Below are 25,942 nucleotides of genomic sequence, written 5' to 3'. Positions count from 1 at the left end.
CAACCGTGCAAGTTTCCTAGGCTGCGGCCATGCGGCTCACGCGCTTCACCGATCTGGCCCTGCGCGTCCTCATGCGGCTCGCCGTCGAGGACCCGAAGGCCACCGACGACCTGCCCACCACCCGGGAGGTCGCCGCCGGGATGCGTGTCCCGTACACCCACACCACCAAGGCGGTCGCCCGGCTCCAGCACCTCGGCCTCATCGAGGCCCGCCGGGGACGCGGCGGCGGCCTCACCCTCACCGCGGCCGGAAGATCCGCCTCCGTCGGCGCCCTGGTGCGCGAACTGGAGGGCACCGGCGACGTCGTGGAGTGCGAGGGCGCCGAGCCGTGCCCGCTGCGCTCCGCCTGCCGGCTGCGCGGCGCCCTCCAGCAGGCCCAGGAGGCCTTCTTCGCCGCCCTGGACCCGTTGACCGTCGGCACCCTCGCGGCCGCCCCGGCCGGCCCCGTCCTGCTCACCATCGCCCGCAGCCGGGCCCCTGACGACACCTGACGCCCCTTCGGGCGCACCCCGGCGGAACCGCCACGGCCACTCCGCCCGCCCCCGCGCGACGATAAATTGGAGTATCAGAAACCAATTTAAACCGGGCGTGGGCCACGGACCACCTGTCACCCATCCGTCCCACCTCACCTCATCTCAAGGAGCCCCATGCTCACCGAGCGATCGGCCGCCACCGTCCGCGCCACCCTGCCCGCCGTCGGCGCGGCGATCGGCGAGATCACCGGGCAGTTCTACGACCGGCTCTTCGCCGACCGCCCGGAGCTGCTGCGGGACCTGTTCAACCGCGGCAACCAGGCGGCCGGGACCCAGCGGCAGGCGCTCGCCGGATCGATAGCCGCGTTCGCCGGCCACCTGCTCGACCACCCGGACGGCCGCCCCGACGCGATGCTCGCCCGGATCGCCCACAAGCACGCCTCGCTCGGCGTCACCCGCGCCCAGTACGCCCTGGTCCACCAGCACCTCTTCGCCGCCATCGCGGACGTGCTCGGCGAGGCCGTCACGCCCGAGGTCGCCGAGGCGTGGGACGAGGTGTACTGGCTGATGGCCAACGCCCTGGCCACGCAGGAGGAGCGCCTCATGGCCGAGCAGAACGCCCTGGCCGGCGGGACCTGGCGCCCCTGGGAGGTGGTGGCGCGCCGCGACGACACCGCCGAGGTCGCCGTCCTGCGGCTGCGCCCCGCCGACGGCCGCCCCGCCGCCCCCTTCCGGGCCGGGCAGTACGTCTCCGTACAGGTCGAACTGCCCGACGGCGCCCGGCAGATCCGCCAGTACTCGCTCACCGGCGCCCCCGAGGGCGACGAGCGGACCATCGCGGTCAAGCGCGTGCCCGGCGGTCCGGGCCCGGAGGGCGAGGTCTCCGGCCACCTGCACGCCCGCACCCGCACCGGTGACGTGCTGCACCTCTCCGCGCCCTACGGCGACCTCGTCCTCGACCGCACCCCGGGCGCCGACGGCCGCCCGGCCCCGCTCCTGCTCGCCTCCGCGGGCATCGGCTGCACCCCGGTCGTCGCCATGCTCCGCGAACTGGCCGACAGCGCCTACGCGGGCCACGTCACCGTGGTGCACGGCGACCGCGCCCCCGCCACCCACCCGCTGCGCACCCTCCACACCGACCTGACCGGCCGGCTCACCGACGCCGAGGCCCACTTCTGGTACGAGGAGCCCACCGCCGGACCCGGCGCGCTCACCGGCCGGGTCGACCTCAAGGCGGTCCCGCTGGCCCCCGGCACCCGGGCCTACCTCTGCGGACCGCTGCCGTTCATGCGCGCCGTCCGCGAACAGCTCCTGGAGCAGGGGGTGCGCCCCGCCGACATCCACTACGAGGTGTTCGGGCCCGACCTGTGGCTGGCCTCGGCCGAGAGCGCCGCCTGACCTCCCGCCCCGCCACCGGCCAGGCCGGGCGGACTCACCGGGAACCACCGGTGCGCGCGGGCCGTTGGACCGGACGGAAGCCGCCGCCCGGTCCACGGTCGGCCCGGGCGGCGGCCCCGCACCTCGCGGAGACCGGGGCCCCGGGGCGGGGCACCCAGGACAGAAGGAGCACGGACCATGGCTGGATTCCTCGACCGCGCCAAGGAACAGGCCCAGCGCGGCCTCGCCCAGGGCAAGCAGAAGCTCGACGAGGTGCAGGTGCAGCGGGCCGGTGCCGACCTGCTGAAGAAACTGGGCTCCGCCTACTACGCCGAGCAGCGCCAGGGCGGTGACCCCCGGGCCACCCAGGACGCCCTGCGCGCCCTGGAGCAGCACGTCGCCACCCACGGGGAGCAGGGGCTGCGCTGACGGTCCGGCGGGGGCGGCGCCGGCGGACACCACGCCCCCGCTGGCCGGATCGCGTCGCACAAACGTCCTGTGGGCGTCGCGCGGTCTTGACGGACTCCCATTCCGGGTACGAAGCGATCCAGACGAGGTGCCCGCGCACCGGGCGGGCGCCGCTTCGCACCCGAAGGAGGCGGCATGGCCCCACCCATGTCAGCGGAGAGGTTCCTCAAGGCGCTCAAGGACGAAGGGGTCACCGTCGTCGAGGTGGGCAGCTGGCGCAGCCACAACCGCAACAGCAAGGGCGCCTGGGGCCCCGTGCACGGCGTGATGATCCACCACACGGTCACCTCCGGCAGCGCCCGGACCGTCGAGATCTGCCGCAACGGCCACGCGGAGCTGCCCGGCCCCCTCTGCCACGGCGTCATCACCAAGGACGGCCGGGTCCACCTGGTCGGCTACGGCCGGGCCAACCACGCCGGGCTCGGCGACGACGACGTCCTCGCCGCGGTCATCGCCGAACGCGCCGTCTACCCCCCGGTCAACGAGGCCAACACCGACGGGAACGCCCGCTTCTACGGCTTCGAGTGCGAGAACATGGGCGACGGCAAGGACCCCTGGACCAGCGCCCAGCTCGACGCGATCGAGAAGGTCTCGGCCGCGGTCTGCCGCGTCCACGGCTGGAACGAGCGGTCCGTCATCGGCCACCTGGAGTGGCAGCCCGGCAAGATCGACCCGCGCGGCTTCACCATGGCGGTGATGCGCGAGCGCATCAAGGGCCGCCTGAAGTGAGGGGCGTGACGGCCGGGCCGACAATGGAGGGGTGAACGCCCACCCCGGCCCCGTACCGCCGGACCCCCTGCCGCTGGTCCCCGTGCCCCGTGCCCGGGACGGCCGGACGCACCGTGAACCGCCGCGTCCGCTGCTCCCCTCACCGGTGCAGGAACTGCGCGAACCGGCCTTCGAGCGGTACGGGGTCCGGCTGCTGCTGAAGCGGGACGACCTGATCCACCCGGACATCCCGGGCAACAAGTGGCGCAAGCTCGCGCCGGTCCTCGACGCGGCCGACCACCGGACGGTGGTGACGTTCGGCGGGGCCTGGTCCAACCACCTGCGGGCGACGGCGGCGGCCGGGCGGCTCCTCGGCTTCCCCACCGTCGGCGTCGTCCGGGGCGAGGAACTGGCCGGCCGGCCCCTCAACGCCTCTCTGGCCCGGTGCCGCGCCGACGGCATGCGGCTGGTCTTCGTCAGCCGTTCCCGGTACCGGCTCAAGGGCGACCCGGCCGTCCGGGACGTGCTGGTGGCCGAGGCCGCGGGCCCCGGGCTGCCGGTGCGCGTCGTGCCCGAGGGCGGCTCGGACGATGCGGCGGTCCGGGCGTGCGCGGTGCTCGGCGAGGAGCTGGCCGCGCTGCGCCGGAGCGTGCCGGCGGTCGCCGTCGCCTGCGGCACCGGGGGCACCCTGGCCGGCCTGGCGGCTGGGCTGGCCTCGGAGCAGGAAGCGGTGGGCGTGGCGGTACTGAAGGGCGGCTTCCTCGGCGCGGAGGTGGCGGCGCACCAGCGGACGGCGTTCGGCCGGGAACGCGGCCGGTGGACCGTCGAGGACGGCTTCCACCACGGCGGTTACGCGCGCACCAGCCCGGAACTGGAGGAGTTCGCCACCGCCTTCGAGCAGCGGCACGGGCTCGCCGTGGAACGCACCTATGTCGCCAAACTCCTGCACGGCCTGGCCACACTGGCGGCGAGTGGCCGCTTCCGCCGGGGTACGGCGCTGGCGGCAGTGGTCACCGGCCGCCCGTTTGCCCCCTGAGGCCCCCTCACTCCTCCCCCCGGTAGGCCGCCGCCTCCTCCAGGTCGAGGCGGCGCAACAGGTCGCGGAGCATCTCGTCGTCGATGTGGCGCCCGTCCCGCAAGGCGACGAAGACCTGGCGTTCGGCGGCGATCATGGAGCGGGCCAGCCGCCGGTAGGTGTCGTCGGCGCTCTCCCCCGTCTCCGGGTTGACGGTGCCCAGGCGCTCCCAGACCGCGTTGCGGCGGCGCTCCAGCACGGCCCGGAGCCGTGCGGCGAGCGGCTCCGGGAGGGCGTTGCGCGGATCGGCGAGCAACTCGTCGAGGCGTCGCTCGGCGGCCTCGGAGGCGGCGCTCTGCGCCTGCGCCTCCAGCAGGGTCTCCGCGCGCGTGTCGCGGCCGGGCAGGCGGAGCAGCCGGGTGAGGGCGGGCAGGGTGAGGCCCTGCACCACGAGGGTGCCGATGACGGTGGTGAAGGTCAAGAAGAGGATCAGGTTCCGGTACGGGAAGGGGCCGCCCTCGTGGACCGTGTGCGGGATCGAGAAGGCGACGGCGAGCGAGACGACACCGCGCATCCCGGCCCAGGCGACGACGAAGGGGCCCTTCCAGGTGGGGTCGGGTTCGCGGGCGCGGATGCGGCGGGAGACCAGCCGGGGCAGGCCGACGGCCGGGTAGGTCCAGACGAACCGGGTGGCGACCACCACCAGGAAGACCGCGAGGGCGTACCAGAGGACCTGGCCGGCGCGGTAGTCGCCGAGGCCGCCGACGACCAGCGGCAGCTGGAGGCCGATCAGCGCGAAGACGGCCGACTCCAGGACGAAGGCGACCATCTTCCAGACCGCCTCCTCCTGGAGCCGGGTGGCGAAGTCGACCTGCCAGGAGCGGTGGCCGAGATGGAGGGCGACGACCACGACGGCGAGCACCCCGGAGGCGCCGGCGTACTCGGCCAGCGCGTAGGCGGCGAACGGGATGAGCAGCGAGAGGGTGTTCTTGAACAGGGGTTCGCGCAGGTGGGTGCGGAGCCACTGGAGCGGCACCATGAGGACCAGGCCGACAGCGACACCGCCGAGTGAGGCGACGAGGAACTCTCCGCCGGCGTGCAGCGGCCCCGCGCTCTCGCCCACGGCTGCGGCGACGGCGACCCGGTAGGCGGTGATGGCGGTGGCGTCGTTCACCAGGGACTCGCCCTGGAGGATGGTGGTGATGCGTGAGGGCAGCCCGACCCGCCGGGCGACGGCGGTGGCGGCGACCGCGTCCGGCGGCGCGACGACCGCACCGAGGACCAGGGCGGCGGTGAGCGGCAGGCCGGGCACGATCAGGTGGACGGCCCAGCCGACGGCGAGCGCGGCGAAGAGCGTGTAGCCGACCGAGAGCAGCGCGACGGAGCGGAGCTGGGCCCGCAGGTCCAGGTAGGAGCTGTCCATGGCGGCCGTGTGGAGCAGCGGCGGCAGCACCATGGGCAGCACGATCTCCGGGTCGAGCGTGTAGGCGGGCACGCCCGGGAGGTACGACACGAGCAGGCCGGCGGTGACCAGGAGCAGCGGCGCGGGGACCGCCGTCCGCCGGCTCGCTCCCGCGACGGCGGTGCTGCCCGCGACCAGGAGCAGCAGCGGCAGTACGTCCATGGCGGGTGGCCCCGTCCTTCCCGGCGGCGGGCGGCGGACCACGACGGAGGCCACAGAAGCCGCGTTAACCTGCCCATCATGAACAAATGCCCCCATGTCGACGAACTGCCGCACCCCGAGCCCGCCCCGTCGGCGGACACCTGCTTGGAGTGCGTGGCCGTCGGGAGCAATCCGGTCCAGCTGCGGAAGTGCCTGCACTGCGGCCATGTGGCGTGCTGCGACTCCTCGCCGCACCAGCACGCGACGGCCCACTTCCGACAGAGCGGCCACCCGGTGATGCGCAGCGCGGAGCCGGGCGAGTCGTGGCGCTGGTGCTACGCGGACGGTTCGATCGCCTGAGCGCTGGGTACGTCAACCCGGCGCCCGGACTTTCCAATTGAGCCCCGCAGACCCCTAGCCACCCTGTGTATAAGTATGCTTACTATGAGTGAGGCGCGGGGGCGGGGGTCCTGGGACACGGACCTCCACGGCGCGGTAGCGTCACGGCTGGAACGTGGCGCGCCCCGGGGACTCCTCCCCGGAGCCCCGAAAGTGCTTGTACCACCTTGGAGGTGAGGGTGTCCCCTATCGCAGGCGAGCCCGGGACCCAGGACTTCGTGGAAGTCCGGCTGCCGGCAGCGGGTGCCTACCTGTCGGTGCTGCGGACGGCCACGGCCGGCCTCGCGGCGCGTTTGGACTTCACCCTCGACGAGATCGAGGACCTGCGCATCGCCGTGGACGAGGCGTGCGCGATTCTGCTCCAGCAGGCCGTGCCGGGCTCAGTCCTCGGCTGCGTCTTCCGGCTGATCGACGACTCACTGGAGGTGACGGTGTCGGCACCCACCACCGACGGCAAGGCCCCCGAGCGGGACACGTTCGCCTGGACGGTGCTCTCCGCGCTCGCGGGCAAGGTCGACTCCTCGGTCGCCGAGGACAAGACCGTCTCGATCAGCCTGCACAAGCAACGCGGCGCGGGCCCTGGTCCGGCGTGAGGGACGGGGAACCGGTGCCCGAGGAGACGCACAGCACCTGGAGTCCCCCCGCCACCGGCGGCGGGGACCGACCGGCCGCCCGGCCCGCCGCCGCCCCAGGGAACCTCCCGGGGCAGCAGCAGGCCCGGCAGCACCCCGAGGGCGTGGAGCGGCCGCCGCCCCGCGCCCCGGGCGGGAAGGACGGACGGGCTGCGCACGGCCCCTGGGATGTCGCGGAGCAGGCGGGACCAATGACCGAGGACAAGCACCAGGACGACCGGCCGGGCGGGCAGGCCGAGCAGCCGGAGCACCAGAAGGACCAGGCGCCCGCGACGGGCGCCCCGGTGGACCGCCCCGACCCGCACGACCGCAGCGCGGCCCGCGCCCTCTTCATCGAGCTGCGTACCCTTCCGGCCGGCGGCCCCGCGTACGCGGAACTGCGCAACCGGCTGGTCCGGATGCACCTGCCGCTGGTCGAGCACCTGGCCCGCCGCTTCCGCAACCGCGGCGAGCCGCTCGACGACCTGACCCAGGTGGCGACGATCGGCCTGATCAAGTCGGTCGACCGGTTCGACCCGGAGCGCGGCGTGGAGTTCTCCACCTACGCCACGCCCACGGTGGTCGGCGAGATCAAGCGGCACTTCCGCGACAAGGGGTGGGCGGTGCGGGTGCCGCGCCGCCTCCAGGAGCTGCGGCTCTCGCTCACCTCGGCCACCGCCGAGCTCTCCCAGCTGCACGGGCGCTCGCCGACCGTCCACGAGCTGGCCGGGAAACTGGGCATCTCCGAGGAGGAGGTGCTGGAGGGCCTGGAGTCGGCCAACGCCTACTCGACGCTCTCCCTGGACGTCCCCGACACCGACGACGAGTCCCCGGCCGTCGCCGACACGCTCGGCTCGGAGGACGAGGCGCTGGAGGGCGTGGAGTACCGGGAGTCGCTCAAGCCGCTGCTGGAGGACCTCCCGCCGCGCGAGAAGCGCATCCTGCTGCTCCGCTTCTTCGGCAACATGACCCAGTCCCAGATCGCCCAGGAGGTCGGCATCTCGCAGATGCACGTCTCCCGGCTGCTGGCCAGGACCCTCGCGCAGCTGCGCGAGAAGCTCCTGGTGGAGGAGTAGGCGGTCAGCGTTCGGCGCCGGGCGGCCGGATGCCGAGGTCGATGGTGGTCGCCGGATTGACCAGCAGCACCAGCCCGCTGACCGCGATCACGGCGAGCGCGATGCCGCCGGGGATGAGGACGCTGTCGGCCTGGAGGAACTGCCAGGCCACCGGCAGCGCCAGGATCTGCGTGATGATCGCGGGCCCGCGGCTCCAGCTGCGGCGGGCCAGCAACCCGCGGGCAGCGGCCAGCGGGATGACGCCGAGCGCGATCAGGGTCAGGCCGCCGGTCAGGGCCGAGCGCAGTTCCCCGTCGCCGAGCAGGGCGCGGACGGCGAGGACGAGGCCGACGACGACCAGCGCCAGACCCTCCACCGCCGCGATGGCGGCGGCCACGGTGAGCCGGTTGGGCCTCGGGCCCGGGTCGGTGGGGGTCTGCTCAGTACTCACCCCAGCAGGGTAGCGCCGCTCCTTTGGCGGAGCCCTCCCCGGGGCCCCGCGCAGACGGACCGGGGTGAGCCGGGCGCCCGTCGCTGGGTACTCTGCAAAGCATGCGCGCACTCCTCGTGGTCAACCCGGCAGCCACCACCACAAGTGCCCGTACACGGGACGTGCTGATCCACGCGCTGGCCAGCGAGGTCGAGCTGGAGGCGGTGACGACCGAGTACCGCGGCCACGCCCGGGACATCGGACGGCTCGCGGCGGCCAGCGCCGACGTCGACATGGTGGTCGCCCTCGGTGGCGACGGCACCGTCAACGAGGTCGTCAACGGCCTGCTCCACGACGGCCCCGACCCCGAACGGCTGCCCGGCCTCGCCGTCGTCCCCGGCGGCTCCACCAACGTCTTCGCCCGCGCGCTGGGGCTGCCCAACGACCCGGTGGAGGCGACCGGCGCCCTGCTGGACGCCCTGCGCACCGGCAGCGAGCGCACGGTCAGCCTGGGTCTGGCGAGCGGCACCCCCGGCTCCGAGGACGAGGCGGTCCCCGGCCGCTGGTTCACCTTCACCGCCGGACTGGGTTTCGACGCCGGCGTGATCGGCCGGGTCGAACAGCACCGCGAGCGCGGCCGGCGCTCCACCCACCCGCTCTACGTCCGCCAGGTGCTGCGCCAGTTCGTCGGCGAGCCGCACCGCCGGCACGGCCTGATCACCCTGGAGCAGCCGGGCGAGGAACCCGTCGACGACCTGGTCCTCTCGGTCGTCTGCAACACCGCGCCCTGGACCTACCTGGGCAACCGCCCGATATACGCCTCGCCCCGCGCCTCCTTCGACACGGGTTTGGACATCTTCGGCCTGAGCAGGCTCTCCACCATGGCGGTGGCCCGCTACGGCACGCAGTTGCTGGCGTCGAGCCCCGAGCGCGGACCTCGCGGTCGTCACGCCCTGTCACGGCATGACCTGACCGCGTTCACCTTGCATTCGAAGGCTCCGCTGCCCTTCCAGATGGACGGCGACCACCTGGGACTGCGTACCAGCGTGACGTTCGCAGGCGTTCGCCGTGCACTGCGTGTGATTGTGTGAGCGGAAAGGGCGAAAGTCCTTTCACTCGAACGTTTAGACCAGGGTCCACCCCATGGAAGTACGGCTGTGACCTAGTCGACACCGAGGAATCCAAAAAAAGTTCCCGGAAGGGGTTGTATCCGCTGCCGAGGTTTGGGAATCTCTACATGGCACTCGGGACGGCCCGCAACACCGGCCTCCGCTGAGAGTCAGAACCCCTCCTCAAAGTCGGACCCACACCAGTCCATCTGGCTGTCGGCCTTCACCTGTTGAGGGTTTCGTGAAAGCGTTCACATTCACAAGCAACTTGCATGTAACACCACGGAGAGGTAGCAGCCATGGACTGGCGTCACAACGCCGTTTGCCGCGAGGAAGACCCCGAGCTCTTCTTCCCCATCGGCAACACCGGTCCTGCGCTGCTGCAGATCGAGGAAGCCAAGGCCGTCTGCCGTCGCTGCCCCGTTGCTGAGCAGTGCCTGCAGTGGGCGCTCGAGTCCGGTCAGGACTCCGGCGTCTGGGGTGGCCTCAGCGAGGACGAGCGCCGCGCGATGAAGCGCCGCGCCGCCCGCAACCGGGCGCGCAACGCGAGCGCCTGACACCCAGAGCCTGGCCGGCGGCGCGTACGACGTGTGCGCACACCCCGCCCTTGAAACGCAGCGCGCAGTACCCTCGGATGCGCTCGAAGACTGAAACGAGCCCCCGGACCCCATCAGGGTCCGGGGGCTCGGCGCATTCCGGGGCGTGTAACGGGCGGACGCCGCACGCTGGTTGAACGCCTCGGGCGCCCCCGGGTGACCGAAGGCGCCCGCAGACCCGGCGGCCGGGGCGCTCAGAGGTCGCCGCGGACCGGGATGTCGAGCAGGACGCGGGTGCCGCCCCCGGGAGCGGCGTTCATGTCGAAGGTGCCGCCCAACTCGCCCTCCACCAGGGTCCGGACGATCTGGAGACCCAGGTTGCCCGCGGTGTGGGCGTCGAAACCCTCGGGCAGGCCCACCCCGTCGTCCTGCACGGTGATGAGCAGCCGGGCGTCCTTGCGGGTGCCGCCGCGGACCGCCGACACCTCGACCTCGCCGGTGTCGCCGGGGCCGAAGCCGTGCTCCAGGGCGTTCTGGAGGACTTCGGTCAGGACCATGGAGAGCGGGGTGGCCACCTCGGCGTCGAGAATGCCGAACCGGCCGGTACGCCGGCCCTCGACCCGGCCGGGCGAGATCTCGGCGACCATCGCGAGGACCCGGTCGGCGATCTCGTCGAACTCCACGCGCTCGTCGAGGTTCTGGGAGAGCGTCTCGTGGACGATGGCGATCGAGCCGACCCGGCGGACCGCCTCCACCAGTGCCTCCCGGCCGCGCTCGGACTCGATGCGGCGGGCCTGGAGCCGCAGCAGTGCGGCCACCGTCTGGAGGTTGTTCTTCACCCGGTGGTGGATCTCCCGGATGGTGGCGTCCTTGGTCATCAGCTCACGCTCACGACGGCGCAGTTCCGTGACATCCCGGAGGAGGACCAGCGAACCGATGCGGGTGCCCTTGGGCCGCAGCGGGATGGCCCGCAACTGGATGACGCCGTCACTCCCCTCGACCTCCGCCTCGCGCGGGGCGTACCCGCTGGCCAGCTTGACCATCGCCTCGTCGACCGCGCCCCGCGCCGGCGCCAGCTCGGTGGTGGTCTGGCCGAGGTGGTGGCCGACCAGGTCGGCGGCGAGGCCGAGCCGGTGGTACGCGGAGAGGGCGTTCGGGGAGGCGTACTGGACGATGCCGTCGGCGTCCAGGCGGATCAGACCGTCTCCGGCGCGCGGGGAGACGTCGGTGTCGCCCTGCTGGTCGGCGAAGGGGAAGGCGCCGGCGGCGATCATCTGCGCCAGGTCGGAGGCGCTCTGGAGGTAGGTCAGCTCCAGGCGGCTCGGGGTGCGCACGGTCAGCAGGTTGGTGTTGCGGGCGATGACGCCGAGGATGCGGCCCTCGCGGCAGACCGGGATGGACTCGACCCGTACCGGCACCTCCTCGCGCCACTCCGGGTCGCCCTCACGCACGATGCGGCCCTCGTCCAGGGCCAGGTCGAGCATGGGGCGCCGACCGCGCGGGACGAGGTGGCCGACCATGTCGTTCTGGTACGAGGTCGGGCCCGTGTTCGGGCGCATCTGGGCGACGGAGACGTAGCGGGTGCCGTCCCGGGTCGGGACCCACAGGATGAGGTCGGCGAAGGAGAGGTCGGAGAGGAGTTGCCACTCCGAGACCAGCAGGTGGAGCCACTCCAGGTCGGTGTCACCTAGAGCGGTGTGCTGGCGGACGAGTTCGTTCATGGACGGCACACCGGCGAGCGTACCCGGCGGACGCCGGGGGCCTCCCGGGGGCCGGGCCGGACCTCGGTCCCCGCGTCCCGGCGTATCAGGGCGGGCGCTCACGGTGGCCTCGGTCCCGGTAGGCCTGGATGGAGGCCGCTGCGCGTCCGTGAGGATCGCGCCCCCTCAGACACCCACGGGCCGCGGCGCCTGGGTGGGACCCTCAGCCCACCCGGCACCGCAGCCCGGAGCAACCACCGGCCGTCGGGTGTGCGGTCCCGTGGCCGGTCAGGGGGAACCGGAACAGTCAGGGCAGAGAGTGCCGGGTCCCCGGTCCGCCCTTCTGTGCGGGAAGGGCGGAGGCTTCACGTCGCCATTGTGGACTAGACCATTCGCCCTGTCCATGCGTGCGGCCGATGTTCTGTTCAGCAGTTCACGGCAGGGGCACCGCGTCCGCACCCCGCCGCCCCCTATCTCCCACACGGACCGGGCGGCGGGGTGGTTCACCCTCGCCGGCACCGGGTCCGGCGGGGGCGCGAGGCGGCGCGGCGCGGGGCGCGAGGCAGACCCCGGAAAGATCCCCCCTCTGTTAGATTGGTCTATACCAGCTGTCCCACCACAGATCGGCAGGCCACGCGTGGAAGTTGTCATCGTTCCGGACGCCAGGTCGGGCGGCGAGCTGATCGCCGACGCCATCGGCGCCCTCCTGCGGCGCAAGCCCGACGCCCTGCTCGGAGTCGCCACGGGTTCGACACCGCTGCCCGTCTACCAGGCGCTGGCCACCAAGGTCTCCGAGGGCGCGGTGGACGCCTCACGGGCCCGGATCTGCCAGCTCGACGAGTACGTGGGACTGCCGCCCGGCCACCCCGAGTCGTACCGCTCGGTGGTGCTGCGCGAGGTCGTCGAGCCGCTCGGCCTGCCGGCCGCCTCCTTCATGGGGCCCGACGGCTCCGCCGAGGACGTCCAGGCCGCCTGCGAGGCGTACGACGCGGCGCTCGGCGCGGCCGGGGGCGTCGACCTCCAGCTCCTGGGTATCGGCACCGACGGGCACATCGGGTTCAACGAGCCGTGCTCCTCGCTCGCCTCGCGCACCCGGATCAAGACGCTGACCGAGCAGACCCGGCGGGACAACGCCCGGTTCTTCGACAGCCTGGACGAGGTCCCCCACCACGTCATCACCCAGGGCATCGGCACCATCCTGGACGCCCGCCACCTGGTGCTGCTCGCCACCGGTGAGGGCAAGGCGCAGGCCGTGGCCGACACGGTGGAGGGCCCGGTCGCCTCGGTGGTGCCCGCCTCGGCGCTCCAGCTCCACCGGCACGCGACCGTGGTGGTGGACGAGGCGGCCGCCTCCAAACTGCGGCTCGCCCCGTACTTCCGGGACACCTACGCCACCAAGCCCGCGTGGCAGGGGCTCTAGAGGACGGGCCTTCCGTACTCGAAGCAAGCCCGGCCGGAACGTTCCGGCCGGGCTCGTCGCGTTCCCGGGGGACGATCGCGCCCGCCCCCGGGGTGGCGGGGCGGGCGCGGTCCGGGCGGGGGCCGCGTGTGCCCGGGCCCCGGGGTCAGGCGGTGACGGCCTCGGCGGCGGCCTGGCCGCAGACCCGGGAGGCGCCGTGCGTGGCCACGTACAGCGAGCCGCGCGGGGTGGACTGCGGGATGCCCATCTCGACCACCACGGTGTCCGGGCGGGCCGCGAGGAGCGCGTCCAGCGCGCGGGCCATCCACGGGTGCCGGTGCTCGTCGCGGACGACGGCGACCAGCCGCCGCTCCCCCGCCTCGCCGAGGACGCGGGCGGCCAGTTCCCCACCGTCCTGCTCGGTGTACGAGGCGGAGGTGGTGCCGGGGAGCCGGGCCGCCAGCTCGGCGGCGACGCCCCAGGGGGTCTCGGCGCCGACGGCGATGTTGGCGACCGGCGCGAAGGAGACCACGTGCGGGGCGGGGGTCAGCGCCCGGTGCCCCTCGGTGCGGGTGACCTCCAGCGCCCGGCGCGCGGCGACGAGGCCGATGTCCGGGGTGCGCTCCCCCGTCGCGCGGGGGGTGGAGGTGGTCCAGGCGGCCAGCGCGCGGACCCGGGCGGCGGCGTCGGCGAGGCGTTCCTCGGCCAGTTCACCGGAGCGCACGGCGCGGACCAGGGCGTCCCGGAGCCTGATCACCGTCTGCTCGTCGGCGAGGCCGCCGCCGACGCAGATCGCGTCGGCGCCCGCGGCGATGGCGAGGACGCTGCCGTGCTCGATGCCGTAGGTCGCGGAGATCGCCTGCATCTCCATGCCGTCGGTGACGATCAGCCCCTCGTAGCCGAGTTCCTCGCGAAGCAGGCCGGTGAGGATGCGGCGGCTGAGGGTGGCGGGCCGGTCGGGGTCGAGCGCCGGGACCAGGATGTGGGCGCTCATGACCGCCTTGGACCCGGCCGCGACGGCGGCCCGGAAGGGGGTGAGGTCGCGGGCGGCCAGGACGTCCGCGCCGACCTCGACGGTCGGCAGGGCGTGGTGCGAGTCGACCGCGGTGTCGCCGTGCCCCGGGAAGTGCTTGGTGCAGGCGGCGACGCCGGCGGACTGCATGCCCTCGACGTAGGCGGTGGTGTGGCGGGCCACCAGTTCCGGGTCGGAGCCGAAGGAGCGGACGCCGATGACCGGGTTGTCGGGGTCGGAGTTGACGTCGGCCGAGGGCGCCCAGTTGAGGTGGACTCCGCAGTCGGCGAGCCGGCGGGCCAGCTCGTGGGCGACGGCCCGGGTCAGGCCGGGGTCGTCGACCGCGCCGAGGGCGTGGTTGCCGGGCACGGAGGAGCCGCCGACGGCCTCCAGGCGGGTGACGTCGCCGCCCTCCTCGTCGATGGCGACGAGGATGTCCTCGCGCTCGGCCCGCAACTGCGCGGTGAGTGCGGCGAGCTGGCCGGGCGAGGTGATGTTGCGGCCGAAGAGTCCGACCGAGGCCAGGCCCGCGCGGATCTGCCGCAGCAGCCACTCGGGGGCCTCGGTGCCGGTGAAGCCGGGCTGGAGGACGGCGAGGGCGTCGCGGGTGAGCTGGTCGCCGGGGGCGGTGGTGGGCTGGGCGGTCATGGTGCTCATCCCTTCACGGCGCCGGAGGTGAGGCCGGCCGCCATCTTGGACTGGATGATCATGAAGAAGACGACGACCGGGAGGGCGATCATCGTGGAGGCGGCCATCAGCGCGCCGTAGTCCGTCCCGCGCTCGGTGGTGAAGGTCATCAGCCACACGTTGAGCGTGTACTTGGAGTTGTCGTTGATCAGGATGTACGCGAAGAGGTACTCGTTCCAGGCGTTGACCAGCGCGAAGATCGACGCGGCGGCGAGGCCCGGGGCGAGCAGCGGGAAGATGACCCGGCGGAAGGCGCCCATCCGGGTACAGCCGTCCACCATCGCGGACTCCTCCAGCTCCACGGGGATGTTGACCACGAAGCCGCGGATCATCACCACCGCGAAGGGCAGCGTGGAGACCAGGTAGACGACGATCAGGCCCCAGTACTCGTCCAGCCCGCCCATGGCGTTGAGCTGGGCGTAGATGGGGATGAGCATCGCGGTCGGCGGCAGCATCTGGACCAGGATGAGGACCATCAGCAGGGCGCGGCGGCCGAAGAAGCGGAAGCGGCCGATGGCCAGCGCCGCCAGGGTGGCGATGATCATGCCGCCGACGACGGCGGTGAGGGAGACGACGAGGCTGGACTGGATCGCGGTGACGAAGTTGTCCTGCTTCACCGCGCGGGCGAAGTTGTCGAAGGTGATCGACGAGGGCCACAGGGTCTGGTCGTAGGACCGGATCTCGTGGTTGGGGCGCAGGGCGCTGACGATCAGCCAGTAGACCGGGAAGGCCATGACGGCCGCGGTGACCAGCGCGATGATGTGGTAACCGAGCCGGGTCTTCTTCCGGTCGGGGCGGATGGCCTGGGGCTCGGGGGCCTCGGCCGCGGGGGAACCCGCCAGGGGCGTCCTCGTCGCGGTGCTCATTCGACCTCTCCCGTCTTCATCAGCTGGCGCAGGTAGTAGACGGCCACGCCGGACAGCAGCACGACCGTGATGAGGGCGATGGCAGTGCCCTGGCTGAACGAGGTGGAGGAGAACGCCTTGGAGAAGGAGTAGAGGCCGAGGGTCTCGTACTCGGGCTCGGGCTTGTTGCCCCGCAGCAGCCAGATCTGGCCGAAGACGTTGAAGTCCCAGATCACCGAGAGGGTGGTGACCATGACGAAGACCGGCTTGATCACCGGCCAGGTGACGAAGCGGAAGATCCCGGCCGCGGACGCGCCGTCGAGGGCGGCGGCCTCCTCCAGTTCCTTGGGGACCTGGGTGAGGGCGGCGTAGAGGGTGACCACCACGAAGGGGACGGCGCCCCAGACGACCAGGGCGGTGATGACGCCGAAGCCCTGCCAGGGGTCGAGGAACCAGTTGTGGCCGAGGAAGTCCTCCCCGACGACCTTGGCGATCAGGGTGTTGACCAGGCCGTAGTCGGAGTCGGAGAGCCACCGGAAGATGGAGGCGGCGACCATCAGCGGCATCGACCAGGCGGCGATCAGCGCCACGGTCAGCACGATCCGCACCCAGGTGGTCAGCCGCGTCATCAGCAGCGCGAGCAGCAGCCCGATCGCCATGGTGAGGGTGACGCAGACGGCCATGAACAGCACCGTCCGCCCGACGACGTACCAGAACTCGCTGTCGCCGAGGATGGCCGTGTACTGGTCGAGGCCGACCCACGGCGGGGTGTTCCCGGACCAGAGTTCGCGGCGGCCCATGTCCTGGAAGGACATGATGACCGACTTGACGAGCGGAAAGGCGTACACGGCCGCGACCGCGATGACCGCCGGGAGGATCAGGAGGTAGGGCAGCAGCGCGCCCTTCTTCCGTCTCGGCGGCCCGGGGTGCGGCGGGGGGCCCGCCGGTGGTGGGGTCCCTTTGTCGAGGGGAGCGCTCGGTATGGCGGCCGGCGGGTCGGCGGCCTGAGTCTCGGCGGCAGTCACGTGGCTGACCTTCCGTTTCCTGTTCTGCACCGCAAGGGGACGGACGGAACCCGCGTGAGGCGGGTCCCGTCCGCGGTGATCGTGGGGCCCGTCAGCCCTTGTTGATCAGCTCGTCGATCTTCGCGTCGGCGGCCTTGGTGGCCTTCTCGACGGAGTCGCCCTTGATGATCCGGAGCAGCATGTTCTTCAGGACCTCCTCCTTCTCGATGGAGGTCCAGCCCGGCGCGATCGGGGTGAACCAGGCGTCCGGCACCGCGTTGGCGACGGCGGCCGTCTCCGGGTTCTCCTTCAGCGGCTCAAGCTGCTTGGTGTTGTTCGGCAGGATGTTCTTGCCGGCCAGCACCTCCATGGACTTCTCGTTGGTGAAGAGGGAGACCCACTCCTGCGCGAGGTCCTTGGCCTTGGACTTCTCGACGATGCCGAGGTCCGAACCGCCGATGAAGGAAGGCAGCGCCTTGCCCTCGGGGCCGGGCATGCCCGCTGTGGCGATCTTGCCCTTGAGCTTGGCGTTGCCGTTGTTCTCACCGTCGACGACGGAACCGGCCTCCCAGCCGTTGCCGTAGATGACGCCGGCCTTCTCGTTGGCCACGACGTTGGCGTGGTCCTGCTCGTCCTTGGTCAGGTCCGCCTTGTTGTACTTCTCGACCAGGTCGACGAAGTGCCGGATGCCCTTCTGCGCCTGGGGGGCGGAGAGCGTGCCCTTCCACTCCTTGGAGCCCTCGTCGTACTCGGCGATCTGGCCGCCGTACGCCGCGACGTAGGACATCGCCGCGTACCAGTAGCGGCCCGGGAGGTAGAGGGAGGAGTAGCGCTTGTCCTTCGCGCCGTACTCCTTGGAGACCTTGTCCATCGCCTTGAGGAAGGCGTCCTCGGTCTCGGGGAGGGCGTCGGAGCCGGTCGCCTTCTTCAGCATCTCCTGGTTGTAGACCGCGACGCGGGCACCGGCGTAGTAGGGCACGCAGTACTGCTTGCCCTCGAAGGTGCAGGTGTCGGTGAGGCCCTGGATCCAGGTGTCCGAGTTCTCGTACTTCTCGGGGTCGATCTCGGCGAGGGCGCCGTTGAGGATGTACTGCATCGTCTCGGTGTTGCCGAGTTCGACGACGTCCGGGAACTTGTCCCCGCCGAGGGCGGTGTCGAGCTTCTTGGCCTTGTCGGCCCAGCTTTGGTACTGGACGTTCACCTTGACGTTGGGGTACTTCTTCTTGAACTGCGCGTTGACGTCCTTGACCAGCTCCGGCCAGGTGCTCTGGGCGTCGACCATCAGCCAGACGGTCAGGTCTTCCTTGCGGTCCTCGGGCTTGGCGTCGCTCGCCGTCTCCGAGTCCCCGCACGCCGCGAGACCAGCCATCATGCCAGCGACACCGATGGCCGCAATGAGCTTGCGCTTCACGTCACCCTCCTCAGGGAACCCTCTACCCCCACCCGCAGCGATGACATCGAGGACGAGTTACTGCCGTGGGACTGGGAACTGGTCTTTAATGGTGTAGACCAGTAAGCCGGAGCTTGGCCTAGACCTTTAGGGGTGTCAAGGGTGTATAAGAAGGGCAGTCGCGTCCGTTATCGGACCGACACCTGAGGCAGTCCGGACCGGCGATCACCGGCCGTGCCACGATGTGAGCCGCGACAGACGGAGGAGCCGGTGACGGCAGCAGCGCAGGAGCCGGGGAGGCGGAGCATGACGACGGACGCGGGCGGTACGAGGGCCCGAACGGCCGACGAACCCGCCACCGAGCCCACCAGTCCGGTACGGGCCACCCGGGTGCCCAAGTACTACCGTCTCAAGCGGCACTTGCTCGACATGACGCGGACGCTGCCCCCGGGAACCTCCGTACCCCCCGAGCGCACGCTCGCCGCCGAGTTCGACACCTCGCGGACCACGGTGCGCCAGGCGCTCCAGGAGCTGGTGGTCGAGGGCCGGCTCGAACGCATCCAGGGCAAGGGCACCTTCGTCGCCAAGCCCAAGGTCTCCCAGGCGCTCCAGCTGACCTCCTACACCGAGGACATGCGCGCCCAGGGCCTGGAGCCCACCTCGCAACTGCTGGAGGTCGGCTACATCACCGCGGACGAACCGCTCGCCGCCCTGCTCGACATCACCGCCGGCGGCCGCGTGCTGCGCATCGAGCGGCTGCGACTGGCCAGCGGCGAGCCGATGGCGATCGAGACCACCCATCTCTCCGCCAAGCGCTTCCCGGCCCTGCGCCGCTCCCTGTCCAAGTACACCTCCCTGTACACGGCGCTCTACGAGGTCTACGGCGTCCGCCCCGCCGAGGCCGAGGAGACCATCGAGACCTCGCTCGCCACCCCGCGCGAGGCGGCCCTGCTCGCCACCGACGTGGGCCTGCCGATGCTCATGCTCTCCCGCCACTCCCGCGACGAGACGGGCGCGCCGGTGGAGTGGGTGCGCTCGGTCTACCGCGGCGACCGGTACAAGTTCCTGGCGCGGCTGAAGCGGCCGGTGGAGTAGGCCCGGCGCGCGTCCGGACGACAGGGCGGCATCCCCTACCGGGGGGTGCCGCCCTTCCCTGTGTCCGGACACGGGGAAGGGCGTCGGGGAGGACGGAGCGCCTGGCGGGAATTCGCCCCTCGTTTTTCCGCCACTCCGCTATGCCCCTATCGCCCCGTACAGCTCCCGCCGCACGATTCGCTCGTACGTGTGTGCTTTTCGGCGCATGCCCACCCGACGGCGAGGGGTACGCAAGTCACCGGCGGAAGGTCACGGTTGGGAGGCGATCGGCGCGGGGCCTCTCGGGCGGGGCGGGCGCTCGGCGGGGGGACAAATGCGCGGGGAGACGTGCGTAAGGGACGCGGACGCGGCGGCTGCGGCACGCGGTTGCCCGGGAAGTGAAGTCGTTGCCGTTCCGATACGCGGACAGGGGGTGCCAAAGCCCGGACCGGTCGCCTACATTTCCGACGCATTACAGGAGTTCAGCGCAGGTGTTTCCACCTGCGCTCATGTGAGGGGACCATCATGGCCGAGCCGGCTCCACCCGCTTCCGGAAACCGGAAGCCGTCCGCCAGATCCATCGCCGTCTGGTCGCTGGTCGCCGTGGTCGGCGCCATCGCCTGGAGCGTGCTGGCGCTCTCCCGGGGGGAGGAGATCTCCGCCGTCTGGATGCTGGGGGCGGCCCTCGGCTCCTACGCCATCGCGTACCGCTTCTACTCGCGGTTCATCGCCAACAAGGTCCTGAAGGTCGACAAGAACCGGGCCACCCCGGCGGAACGCCTGGACAACGGGGTCGATTTCCAGCCGACCGACCGCCGGGTGCTCTTCGGCCACCACTTCGCGGCGATCGCGGGCGCGGGCCCGCTGGTCGGCCCGATCCTGGCGGCCCAGATGGGCTACCTTCCGGGCACCATCTGGATCGTGGCCGGCGTGATCTTCGCCGGCGCCGTCCAGGACATGGTCACCCTCTTCTTCTCCACCCGCCGCAACGGCCGTTCGCTCGGCCAGATGGCCCGGGACGAGATCGGCCCGGTCGGCGGTGTCGCCGCCCTGATCGCGGTCTTCATGATCATGATCATCCTGCTGGCGGTGCTGGCCCTCGTCATCGTCAACGCGCTGGCGGGCTCGCCGTGGGGTGTCTTCTCCATCGGCATGACCATCCCGATCGCCCTTTTCATGGGCGTCTACCTGCGCACGCTGCGCCCGGGCAAGGTCACCGAGGTCTCCGTCCTCGGTGTGGCGCTGCTGCTGCTGGCGATCGTGGGCGGCGGCTGGGTCGCGGAGTCCTCGATGGCGGACTTCTTCACCCTGGAGCCGAGCACCCTGGTCGTCTGGATGGTGGTCTACGGCTTCTTCGCCTCGGTGCTGCCGGTCTGGATGCTGCTCGCCCCGCGTGACTACCTCTCCACCTTCATGAAGGTCGGCACGATCGTGCTGATGGCGGTCTGCGTCGTCATCGCGATGCCGACGCTGAAGATGGACGGCGTCACCTCCTTCGCGACCAGCGGCGCGGGCCCGGTCTTCTCCGGCTCGCTCTTCCCGTTCGTCTTCATCACCATCGCCTGTGGCGCGCTCTCCGGCTTCCACTCCCTGGTCTCCTCGGGCACCACCCCGAAGATGGTCCAGAAGGAGACCCAGATCCGGATGATCGGGTACGGCGCGATGCTCACCGAGTCGTTCGTCGCCATCATGGCGATGATCGCCGCCTGCATCATCGACCCGGGCCTCTACTTCGCGATCAACTCCCCGGCCGGTGTGCTCGGTGACACGGTCAACAGCGCGTCGGAGGCGATCGCCAACCTCGGCTTCACCATCAGCCCGGACCAACTGGCCCAGGCGGCCAAGGACGTCGAGGAGCAGTCCCTGCTGTCGCGGACCGGCGGCGCCCCGACCTTCGCCTTCGGTATGGCGGAGATCTTCGCGGCCGCCCTCGGCGGCGCCGGGATGAAGGCGTTCTGGTACCACTTCGCGATCATGTTCGAGGCGCTCTTCATCCTCACCACCGTCGACGCCGGTACGCGGGTCGGCCGCTTCATGCTCCAGGACACCCTGGGCAACGTCTGGAAGCCGATGCGCCGCGTCAGCTGGTGGCCGGGCGTCTGGCTGACCTCGGCGATCGTGGTCGGCTGTTGGGGCTACTTCCTCTGGGTCGGTGTCCACGACCCGCTGGGCGGCATCAACCAGCTCTTCCCGCTCTTCGGTATCGCCAACCAGCTGCTGGCCGCCGTCGCGCTGGCCGTCTGCACCACGCTGCTGATCAAGTCCGGCCGCCTCAAGTGGGCCTGGGTGACGGGTATCCCGCTCGCCTGGGACGTGGCGGTCACGCTCACCGCGAGCTGGCAGAAGGTCTTCTCGGACGACCCGACCATCGGCTTCTTCGCGCAGCGCGCCAAGTACCAGGACGGCATCGACGCGGGCGAGGTGCTGGCCCCGGCCAAGTCGATGAGCGACATGCACACCGTGGTGACCAACTCCACCGTGGACGGCGTCCTGTCGATCGTCTTCGCGCTGCTGATCGTCATCGTCCTGGTCGACGCGGGCCGGGTCAGCTACCAGGCGATCCGCAGGCCCGAGTCGGTCAAGCTGGCCGAGGCACCGTTCGAGCAGTCGAAGATCGTCGCGCCGGCCGGGATGTTCCCGACCGCCGAGGAGAAGGCCGAACTGGCCCTCGTCGGCGCCGCAGCCCCGCTCCCCGACTCCGCCGGTGACGGCGGCGTCCCCGCGAAGCAGGGCGGCGACAAGGCATGAGCGGCGAGGCGGCCCGCCACCCCGGACGCCTCGGCGTGCTGGCCCACCGCGTGCGCGCCGGTGCGCGCTGGATCGGCTGGTACGTCCGGGAGGTGTCGGGCGAGACCGCGTACGAGAAGTACGCCGCGCACGTGCGGCGCCACGACCCGGACGCCGAGGTGATGACCCGCAGGCAGTTCGAACGCAGTCGCATGGACGCCCGCGAGGCGGACCCGCGCGACGGATTCCGCTGCTGCTGACCGCCCGGCGAGGCCGCCGATCCCCCGAGGGGGTCGGCGGCCTCGCCGTTTCCCGGACCGGGCGGTGCCCCTGGCGGCTCGCGTGCCGATCCGGGCGCGTACGCTCTCCGAGGTCGCCGCACCCCTTCGCGCGCCCCCCGTGAAACCCCGCCGGCCTGCGCACCGGGGCATCTCCCCGAGGCGTCGACAGCCCCTCGGGGACGGGCTCCGAAGCCGTTCCCGCAGAGATCCGGGCCCGGTCCGAGGGCGTCCACGAGGGGTTCGGGCATCCCGTGCGGGCGGGGTCGAATGACCCACCTCACAGCACACCTGACACAAGATATGGGGCCGCTTCGCGAGCGCGGCACAAGATGTATGCTCATGCTCGCTGTCGCCGCAGGGGAATCCGGTGGAAGTCCGGAACTGTCCCGCAACGGTGTGTTGGTGCGCTTTCGCGTACCCGCGAGTCCGAGGACCTGCCGGCAGCGCACCCGGCCGTCCGGTCCGGGTGCCGATGTCGTCCGGGCCTCGTGGAATGGGTTCGCGGACACGTGCGGACCCGTGTGCCCTGAGCCCGGCCTCCCGCCCGTACCCGCCGCCCTCCGCGAGGCTCCGAGCCGAGCGAGGGAGAGCTTCATGACCATCGCGCCAGCCGATCCGTCCACGGCCGAGGTGCGGGCCGAGGAGATCCAGGGCCCCGGGGGCGCGCTGCTGCGTACCCTCACCGACCTCACCGCGGATCTCCCCGACACCGACCCCGGCCGGGTGGCCGCCGCCGCGCTCCGGGGCCGCAACGCCGCCTCGGACGAGGCCGAGCTGCGCTCGCTCGCGACGGAGGCCGCCGCCGGTCTGATCTCCGAGGACCCCGCCTACTCCCGGCTCGCCGCCCGCCTGCTGACCCTCACCATCGCCGAGGAGGCCGCGGGCCAGGGCGTCACCACCTTCACCGGGTCGGTGGCCACCGGGCATCGCGAGGGCCTGATCGCGGACCGCACCGCCGCGTTCGTGGCCGCGCACGCCGAGCGGCTCGACGCGCTGATCGACCAGGCGGCCGACGACCGGTTCGGCTACTTCGGCCTGCGCACCGTGCACAGCCGCTACCTGCTGCGCCACCCGCACACCCGCCAGGTCATCGAGACGCCCCAGCACTTCATGCTCCGCGTCGCCTGCGGCCTCGCCGAGGACGACTCGGTCCGGGCGGTCGAGGAGGTCGCCTCGCTCTACCGGCTGATGAGCGCCCTGTCCTACCTGCCCTCCTCCCCCACCCTCTTCAACTCCGGCACCCGGCACCCGCAGATGTCCTCCTGCTACCTGCTGGACTCCCCCAAGGACGAGCTGGAGTCGATCTACGACCGCTACCACCAGGTCGCCCGGCTCTCCAAGCACGCGGGCGGCATCGGTCTCGCCTACTCCCGCATCCGCGCCCGGGGTTCGCTGATCCGGGGCACCAACGGGCACTCCAACGGCATCGTGCCGTTCCTCAACACGCTCGACGCCTCGGTGGCCGCCGTCAACCAGGGCGGCCGGCGCAAGGGCGCGGCCGCGGTCTACCTGGAGACCTGGCACGCCGACGTCGAGGAGTTCCTGGAGCTGCGGGACAACACCGGCGAAGACGCCCGGCGCACCCACAACCTCAACCTGGCGCACTGGATTCCGGACGAGTTCATGCGCCGGGTCGACGCCGACGCCCACTGGTCGCTCTTCTCCCCCTCGGACGTCCCCGAGCTGACCGACCTGTGGGGAGACGCCTTCGACGCGGCCTACCGCGCGGCCGAGGCGGCGGGTCTGGCCAAGCGGACCATCCCGGCGCGTGAGCTGTACGGCCGGATGATGCGCACCCTCGCCCAGACCGGCAACGGCTGGATGACCTTCAAGGACGCCTCCAACCGCACCGCCAACCAGACGGCGCTGCCGGGCCACACCGTGCACTCCTCGAACCTGTGCACGGAGATCCTGGAGGTCACCGACGACGGCGAGACGGCCGTCTGCAACCTCGGCTCGGTCAACCTCGGGGCCTTCGTCACCGACGGCGCCGTCGACTGGGAACGGCTGGACGAGGCGGTGCGCACCGCGGTGGTCTTCCTGGACCGCGTGGTCGACATCAACTTCTACCCGACCGAGCAGGCCGAGCGCTCCAACTCCCGCTGGCGGCCGGTGGGCCTGGGTGCGATGGGCCTCCAGGACGTCTTCTTCCAGCTCCGGCTCCCCTTCGACTCCGCCGAGGCCCGGCAGCTCTCCACGCGGATCGCCGAGCGCATCATGCTCACCGCGTACGAGACCTCCTGCGACCTCGCCGAGAAGAACGGGCCGCTGCCCCACTGGGACCGCACCCGCACCGCGCGGGGCGTGCTCCACCCGGACCACTACGACACCGAGCTGACGTGGCCCGAGCGGTGGGAGGCGCTGCGCGCCCGGGTAGCGAAGAGCGGTATGCGCAACGCGCTGCTCCTGGCCATCGCCCCGACGGCCACCATCGCCTCGATCGCGGGCGTCTACGAGTGCATCGAGCCGCAGGTCTCCAACCTCTTCAAGCGCGAGACGCTCAGCGGGGAGTTCCTCCAGGTCAACTCGTACCTGGTCCAGGACCTGAAGCGGCTCGGCGTCTGGGACGCGCGCACCCGTGAGGCGCTGCGCGAGGCGAGCGGCTCGGTGCAGGGCTTCGCGTGGGTCCCCGAGGAGTTGCGGGCGCTGTACCGCACCGCCTGGGAGCTGCCGCAGCGCGGCCTGATCGACATGGCGGCGGCCCGGACCCCGTTCCTGGACCAGAGCCAGTCGCTCAACCTGTTCATGGAGACGCCCACCATCGGCAAGCTCAGCTCGATGTACGCGTACGCCTGGCGGAAGGGGCTCAAGACCACGTACTACCTGCGGTCCCGTCCGGCCACGCGGATCGCGCGTGCCGCCGGCGGCTCCGCCCCCACCACCGCCACCGTCCCGGCGCAGGCGGCCCCCGACGCGGAGGCCATCGCCTGCTCCCTGGAGAACCCCGAGTCCTGCGAGGCATGCCAGTAATGACCACCCCCGACACCACCCCGGCAGCGAACGCGCACACCGCGGGCACCGCGAAGAACCTGCTGGACCCCGGCTTCGAGCTGACGCTGCGCCCGATGCGGTACCCGGACTTCTACGAGCGCTACCGGGACGCGATCAAGAACACCTGGACCGTCGAGGAGGTCGACCTCCACTCCGACGTCGCCGACCTGGCGAAGCTCTCGCCGGGTGAGCAGCACCTGATCGGCCGGCTGGTCGCGTTCTTCGCCACGGGCGACTCGATCGTCGCCAACAACCTCGTGCTGACCCTGTACAAGCACATCAACTCCCCCGAGGCGCGGCTGTACCTGAGCCGGCAGCTCTTCGAGGAGGCCGTGCACGTCCAGTTCTATCTGACGCTGCTCGACACCTACCTGCCCGACCCGGCCGACCGCGCCGACGCCTTCGCGGCGGTGGAGAACATCCCCTCGATCCGCGAGAAGGCGGAGTTCTGCTTCCGCTGGATGGACTCGGTGGACAAGCTGGACCAGTTGGAGAGCCCGGCGGACCGCCGCAGGTTCCTGCTCAACCTGATCTGCTTCGCCGCCTGCATCGAGGGCCTGTTCTTCTACGGGGCCTTCGCCTACGTGTACTGGTTCCGCTCGCGCGGGCTGCTGCACGGCCTGGCCACCGGCACCAACTGGGTCTTCCGCGACGAGACGATGCACATGAGCTTCGCCTTCGACGTGGTCGACACGGTCCGCAAGGAGGAGCCGCAGCTCTTCGACGACAAGCTGGAGGAGCAGGTCGTCGCGATGCTCAAGGAGGCCGTCGAGGCGGAGCTGCAGTTCGCCCGCGACCTGTGCGGTGACGGCCTGCCCGGCATGAACACCGAGTCGATGCGCGCGTACCTGGAGTGCGTCGCCGACCAGCGGCTCACGCGGCTGGGCTTCGCCCCGGTGTACGGCTCCGAGAACCCCTTCTCCTTCATGGAACTCCAGGGCGTGCAGGAGCTGACCAACTTCTTCGAGCGCCGCGTCTCGGCCTACCAGGTCGCGGTGGAGGGCACCGTCTCCTTCGACGACGACTTCTGACCGGCCCCGTCCCCGGC

General features: G+C 71.6%; 23 protein-coding genes and 1 riboswitch. Of the genes, 16 read left to right on the top strand and 7 right to left on the bottom strand.

Features of this window, described 5'->3' with window-relative positions:
* The first annotated feature begins 29 nt into the window (after window positions 1-29).
* The 5 genes from ACSLIC_RS18815 (at window position 30) to ACSLIC_RS18795 (ending at window position 4,062) form a co-directional block, all read left to right on the top strand.
* Entirely contained in the window at window positions 30-491 is a 462-nt protein-coding gene (locus tag ACSLIC_RS18815; RefSeq protein ID WP_436738872.1) for an RrF2 family transcriptional regulator, read from the top strand.
* A 156-nt stretch (window positions 492-647) separates the two neighbouring features.
* The gene (locus tag ACSLIC_RS18810) at window positions 648-1,871 is read left to right on the top strand and encodes a globin domain-containing protein (RefSeq protein WP_436738871.1); all 1,224 of its coding nucleotides are present in this window, start codon (window positions 648-650) and stop codon (window positions 1,869-1,871) included.
* A 177-nt stretch (window positions 1,872-2,048) separates the two neighbouring features.
* Complete coding sequence (locus ACSLIC_RS18805) at window positions 2,049-2,279, top strand: hypothetical protein (protein ID WP_436738870.1); 231 nt, start codon at window positions 2,049-2,051, stop codon at window positions 2,277-2,279.
* A gap of 174 nt (window positions 2,280-2,453) precedes the next feature.
* A complete protein-coding gene (locus tag ACSLIC_RS18800) occupies window positions 2,454-3,047 on the top strand; it encodes an N-acetylmuramoyl-L-alanine amidase (RefSeq protein ID WP_436738869.1) in 594 nt (197 codons plus the stop codon).
* A gap of 31 nt (window positions 3,048-3,078) precedes the next feature.
* A complete protein-coding gene (locus ACSLIC_RS18795; protein WP_436738868.1) occupies window positions 3,079-4,062 on the top strand; it encodes a 1-aminocyclopropane-1-carboxylate deaminase/D-cysteine desulfhydrase in 984 nt (327 codons plus the stop codon).
* Window positions 4,063-4,069: 7 nt separating this feature from the next.
* On the opposite strand, the gene ACSLIC_RS18790 is transcribed toward ACSLIC_RS18795, so the two are convergent.
* Window positions 4,070-5,665 (bottom strand): Na+/H+ antiporter, encoded by a 1,596-nt coding sequence (locus ACSLIC_RS18790; protein WP_436738867.1) that lies wholly within the window; start codon window positions 5,663-5,665, stop codon window positions 4,070-4,072.
* A gap of 78 nt (window positions 5,666-5,743) precedes the next feature.
* On the opposite strand from ACSLIC_RS18790, the gene ACSLIC_RS18785 reads away from it, so the two are divergent.
* From ACSLIC_RS18785 to ACSLIC_RS18775, 3 genes are all read left to right on the top strand, one after another.
* Window positions 5,744-6,004 (top strand): UBP-type zinc finger domain-containing protein, encoded by a 261-nt coding sequence (locus ACSLIC_RS18785; RefSeq protein ID WP_436738866.1) that lies wholly within the window; start codon window positions 5,744-5,746, stop codon window positions 6,002-6,004.
* A gap of 218 nt (window positions 6,005-6,222) precedes the next feature.
* The gene (locus ACSLIC_RS18780) at window positions 6,223-6,636 is read left to right on the top strand and encodes an anti-sigma regulatory factor (protein WP_436738865.1); all 414 of its coding nucleotides are present in this window, start codon (window positions 6,223-6,225) and stop codon (window positions 6,634-6,636) included.
* Complete coding sequence (locus ACSLIC_RS18775; RefSeq protein ID WP_436738864.1) at window positions 6,633-7,730, top strand: RNA polymerase sigma factor SigF; 1,098 nt, start codon at window positions 6,633-6,635, stop codon at window positions 7,728-7,730. The genes ACSLIC_RS18780 and ACSLIC_RS18775 overlap by 4 nt, the downstream gene beginning before the upstream one ends.
* Before the next feature lie 4 nt (window positions 7,731-7,734).
* Here ACSLIC_RS18775 and ACSLIC_RS18770 read toward each other — a convergent pair whose 3' ends face one another.
* On the bottom strand, window positions 7,735-8,160 hold the full coding sequence (locus tag ACSLIC_RS18770) for a hypothetical protein (RefSeq protein ID WP_436738863.1): 426 nt from the start codon (window positions 8,158-8,160) through the stop codon (window positions 7,735-7,737).
* A 101-nt stretch (window positions 8,161-8,261) separates the two neighbouring features.
* Here ACSLIC_RS18770 and ACSLIC_RS18765 point away from each other — a divergent pair, with 101 nt between their 5' ends.
* Window positions 8,262-9,230, top strand: a complete 969-nt coding sequence (locus ACSLIC_RS18765) for a diacylglycerol/lipid kinase family protein (RefSeq protein ID WP_436738862.1) — start codon at window positions 8,262-8,264, stop codon at window positions 9,228-9,230.
* 317 nt (window positions 9,231-9,547) lie between these two features.
* The gene (locus tag ACSLIC_RS18760; protein WP_003950777.1) at window positions 9,548-9,805 is read left to right on the top strand and encodes a WhiB family transcriptional regulator; all 258 of its coding nucleotides are present in this window, start codon (window positions 9,548-9,550) and stop codon (window positions 9,803-9,805) included.
* Between the two features lie 233 nt (window positions 9,806-10,038).
* On the opposite strand, the gene ACSLIC_RS18755 is transcribed toward ACSLIC_RS18760, so the two are convergent.
* Complete coding sequence (locus ACSLIC_RS18755) at window positions 10,039-11,505, bottom strand: sensor histidine kinase (protein ID WP_436740414.1); 1,467 nt, start codon at window positions 11,503-11,505, stop codon at window positions 10,039-10,041.
* Between the two features lie 616 nt (window positions 11,506-12,121).
* Here ACSLIC_RS18755 and nagB point away from each other — a divergent pair.
* On the top strand, window positions 12,122-12,904 hold the full coding sequence (nagB, locus tag ACSLIC_RS18750) for a glucosamine-6-phosphate deaminase (RefSeq protein ID WP_436738861.1): 783 nt from the start codon (window positions 12,122-12,124) through the stop codon (window positions 12,902-12,904).
* Between the two features lie 145 nt (window positions 12,905-13,049).
* Here nagB and ACSLIC_RS18745 read toward each other — a convergent pair whose 3' ends face one another.
* The 4 genes from ACSLIC_RS18745 to ACSLIC_RS18730 all read right to left on the bottom strand — a co-directional run bounded on the left by ACSLIC_RS18745 (window position 13,050) and on the right by ACSLIC_RS18730 (window position 17,842).
* Complete coding sequence (locus tag ACSLIC_RS18745; protein ID WP_436738860.1) at window positions 13,050-14,543, bottom strand: glycoside hydrolase family 3 protein; 1,494 nt, start codon at window positions 14,541-14,543, stop codon at window positions 13,050-13,052.
* Window positions 14,544-14,548: 5 nt separating this feature from the next.
* A complete protein-coding gene (locus ACSLIC_RS18740; protein WP_436738859.1) occupies window positions 14,549-15,448 on the bottom strand; it encodes a carbohydrate ABC transporter permease in 900 nt (299 codons plus the stop codon).
* Window positions 15,445-16,452 carry a carbohydrate ABC transporter permease gene (locus ACSLIC_RS18735; protein ID WP_436738858.1) on the bottom strand — a complete coding sequence of 336 codons (1,008 nt, stop codon included), beginning with the start codon at window positions 16,450-16,452 and terminating at the stop codon, window positions 15,445-15,447. Before ACSLIC_RS18735 ends, ACSLIC_RS18740 begins: the two co-directional genes overlap by 4 nt.
* Window positions 16,453-16,543: 91 nt before the next feature.
* Window positions 16,544-17,842, bottom strand: a complete 1,299-nt coding sequence (locus ACSLIC_RS18730; protein WP_436738857.1) for a sugar ABC transporter substrate-binding protein — start codon at window positions 17,840-17,842, stop codon at window positions 16,544-16,546.
* Window positions 17,843-18,127: 285 nt separating this feature from the next.
* Between ACSLIC_RS18730 and ACSLIC_RS18725 the strand changes: the two genes are divergently transcribed.
* The 5 genes from ACSLIC_RS18725 (at window position 18,128) to ACSLIC_RS18705 (ending at window position 25,925) form a co-directional block, all read left to right on the top strand.
* Entirely contained in the window at window positions 18,128-18,916 is a 789-nt protein-coding gene (locus ACSLIC_RS18725; RefSeq protein WP_436738856.1) for a GntR family transcriptional regulator, read from the top strand.
* 504 nt (window positions 18,917-19,420) lie between these two features.
* Entirely contained in the window at window positions 19,421-21,643 is a 2,223-nt protein-coding gene (locus tag ACSLIC_RS18720) for a carbon starvation CstA family protein (RefSeq protein ID WP_436738855.1), read from the top strand.
* Window positions 21,640-21,882, top strand: coding sequence for a YbdD/YjiX family protein (locus ACSLIC_RS18715; RefSeq protein WP_436738854.1), 243 nt, complete (start codon window positions 21,640-21,642; stop codon window positions 21,880-21,882). Before ACSLIC_RS18720 ends, ACSLIC_RS18715 begins: the two co-directional genes overlap by 4 nt.
* A 354-nt stretch (window positions 21,883-22,236) precedes the next feature.
* Window positions 22,237-22,359, top strand: a riboswitch (cobalamin riboswitch).
* 138 nt (window positions 22,360-22,497) lie between these two features.
* Window positions 22,498-24,873 (top strand): ribonucleoside-diphosphate reductase subunit alpha, encoded by a 2,376-nt coding sequence (locus ACSLIC_RS18710; RefSeq protein ID WP_436738853.1) that lies wholly within the window; start codon window positions 22,498-22,500, stop codon window positions 24,871-24,873.
* Window positions 24,873-25,925, top strand: a complete 1,053-nt coding sequence (locus ACSLIC_RS18705; RefSeq protein WP_436738852.1) for a ribonucleotide-diphosphate reductase subunit beta — start codon at window positions 24,873-24,875, stop codon at window positions 25,923-25,925. Before ACSLIC_RS18710 ends, ACSLIC_RS18705 begins: the two co-directional genes overlap by 1 nt.
* Window positions 25,926-25,942: the final 17 nt, after the last annotated feature.

It is taken from the genome of Streptomyces sp. BBFR102 (genome assembly GCF_051397025.1).
Lineage (GTDB): Bacteria > Actinomycetota > Actinomycetes > Streptomycetales > Streptomycetaceae > Streptomyces.
This window is presented reverse-complemented; position numbering and strand designations above follow the sequence as displayed.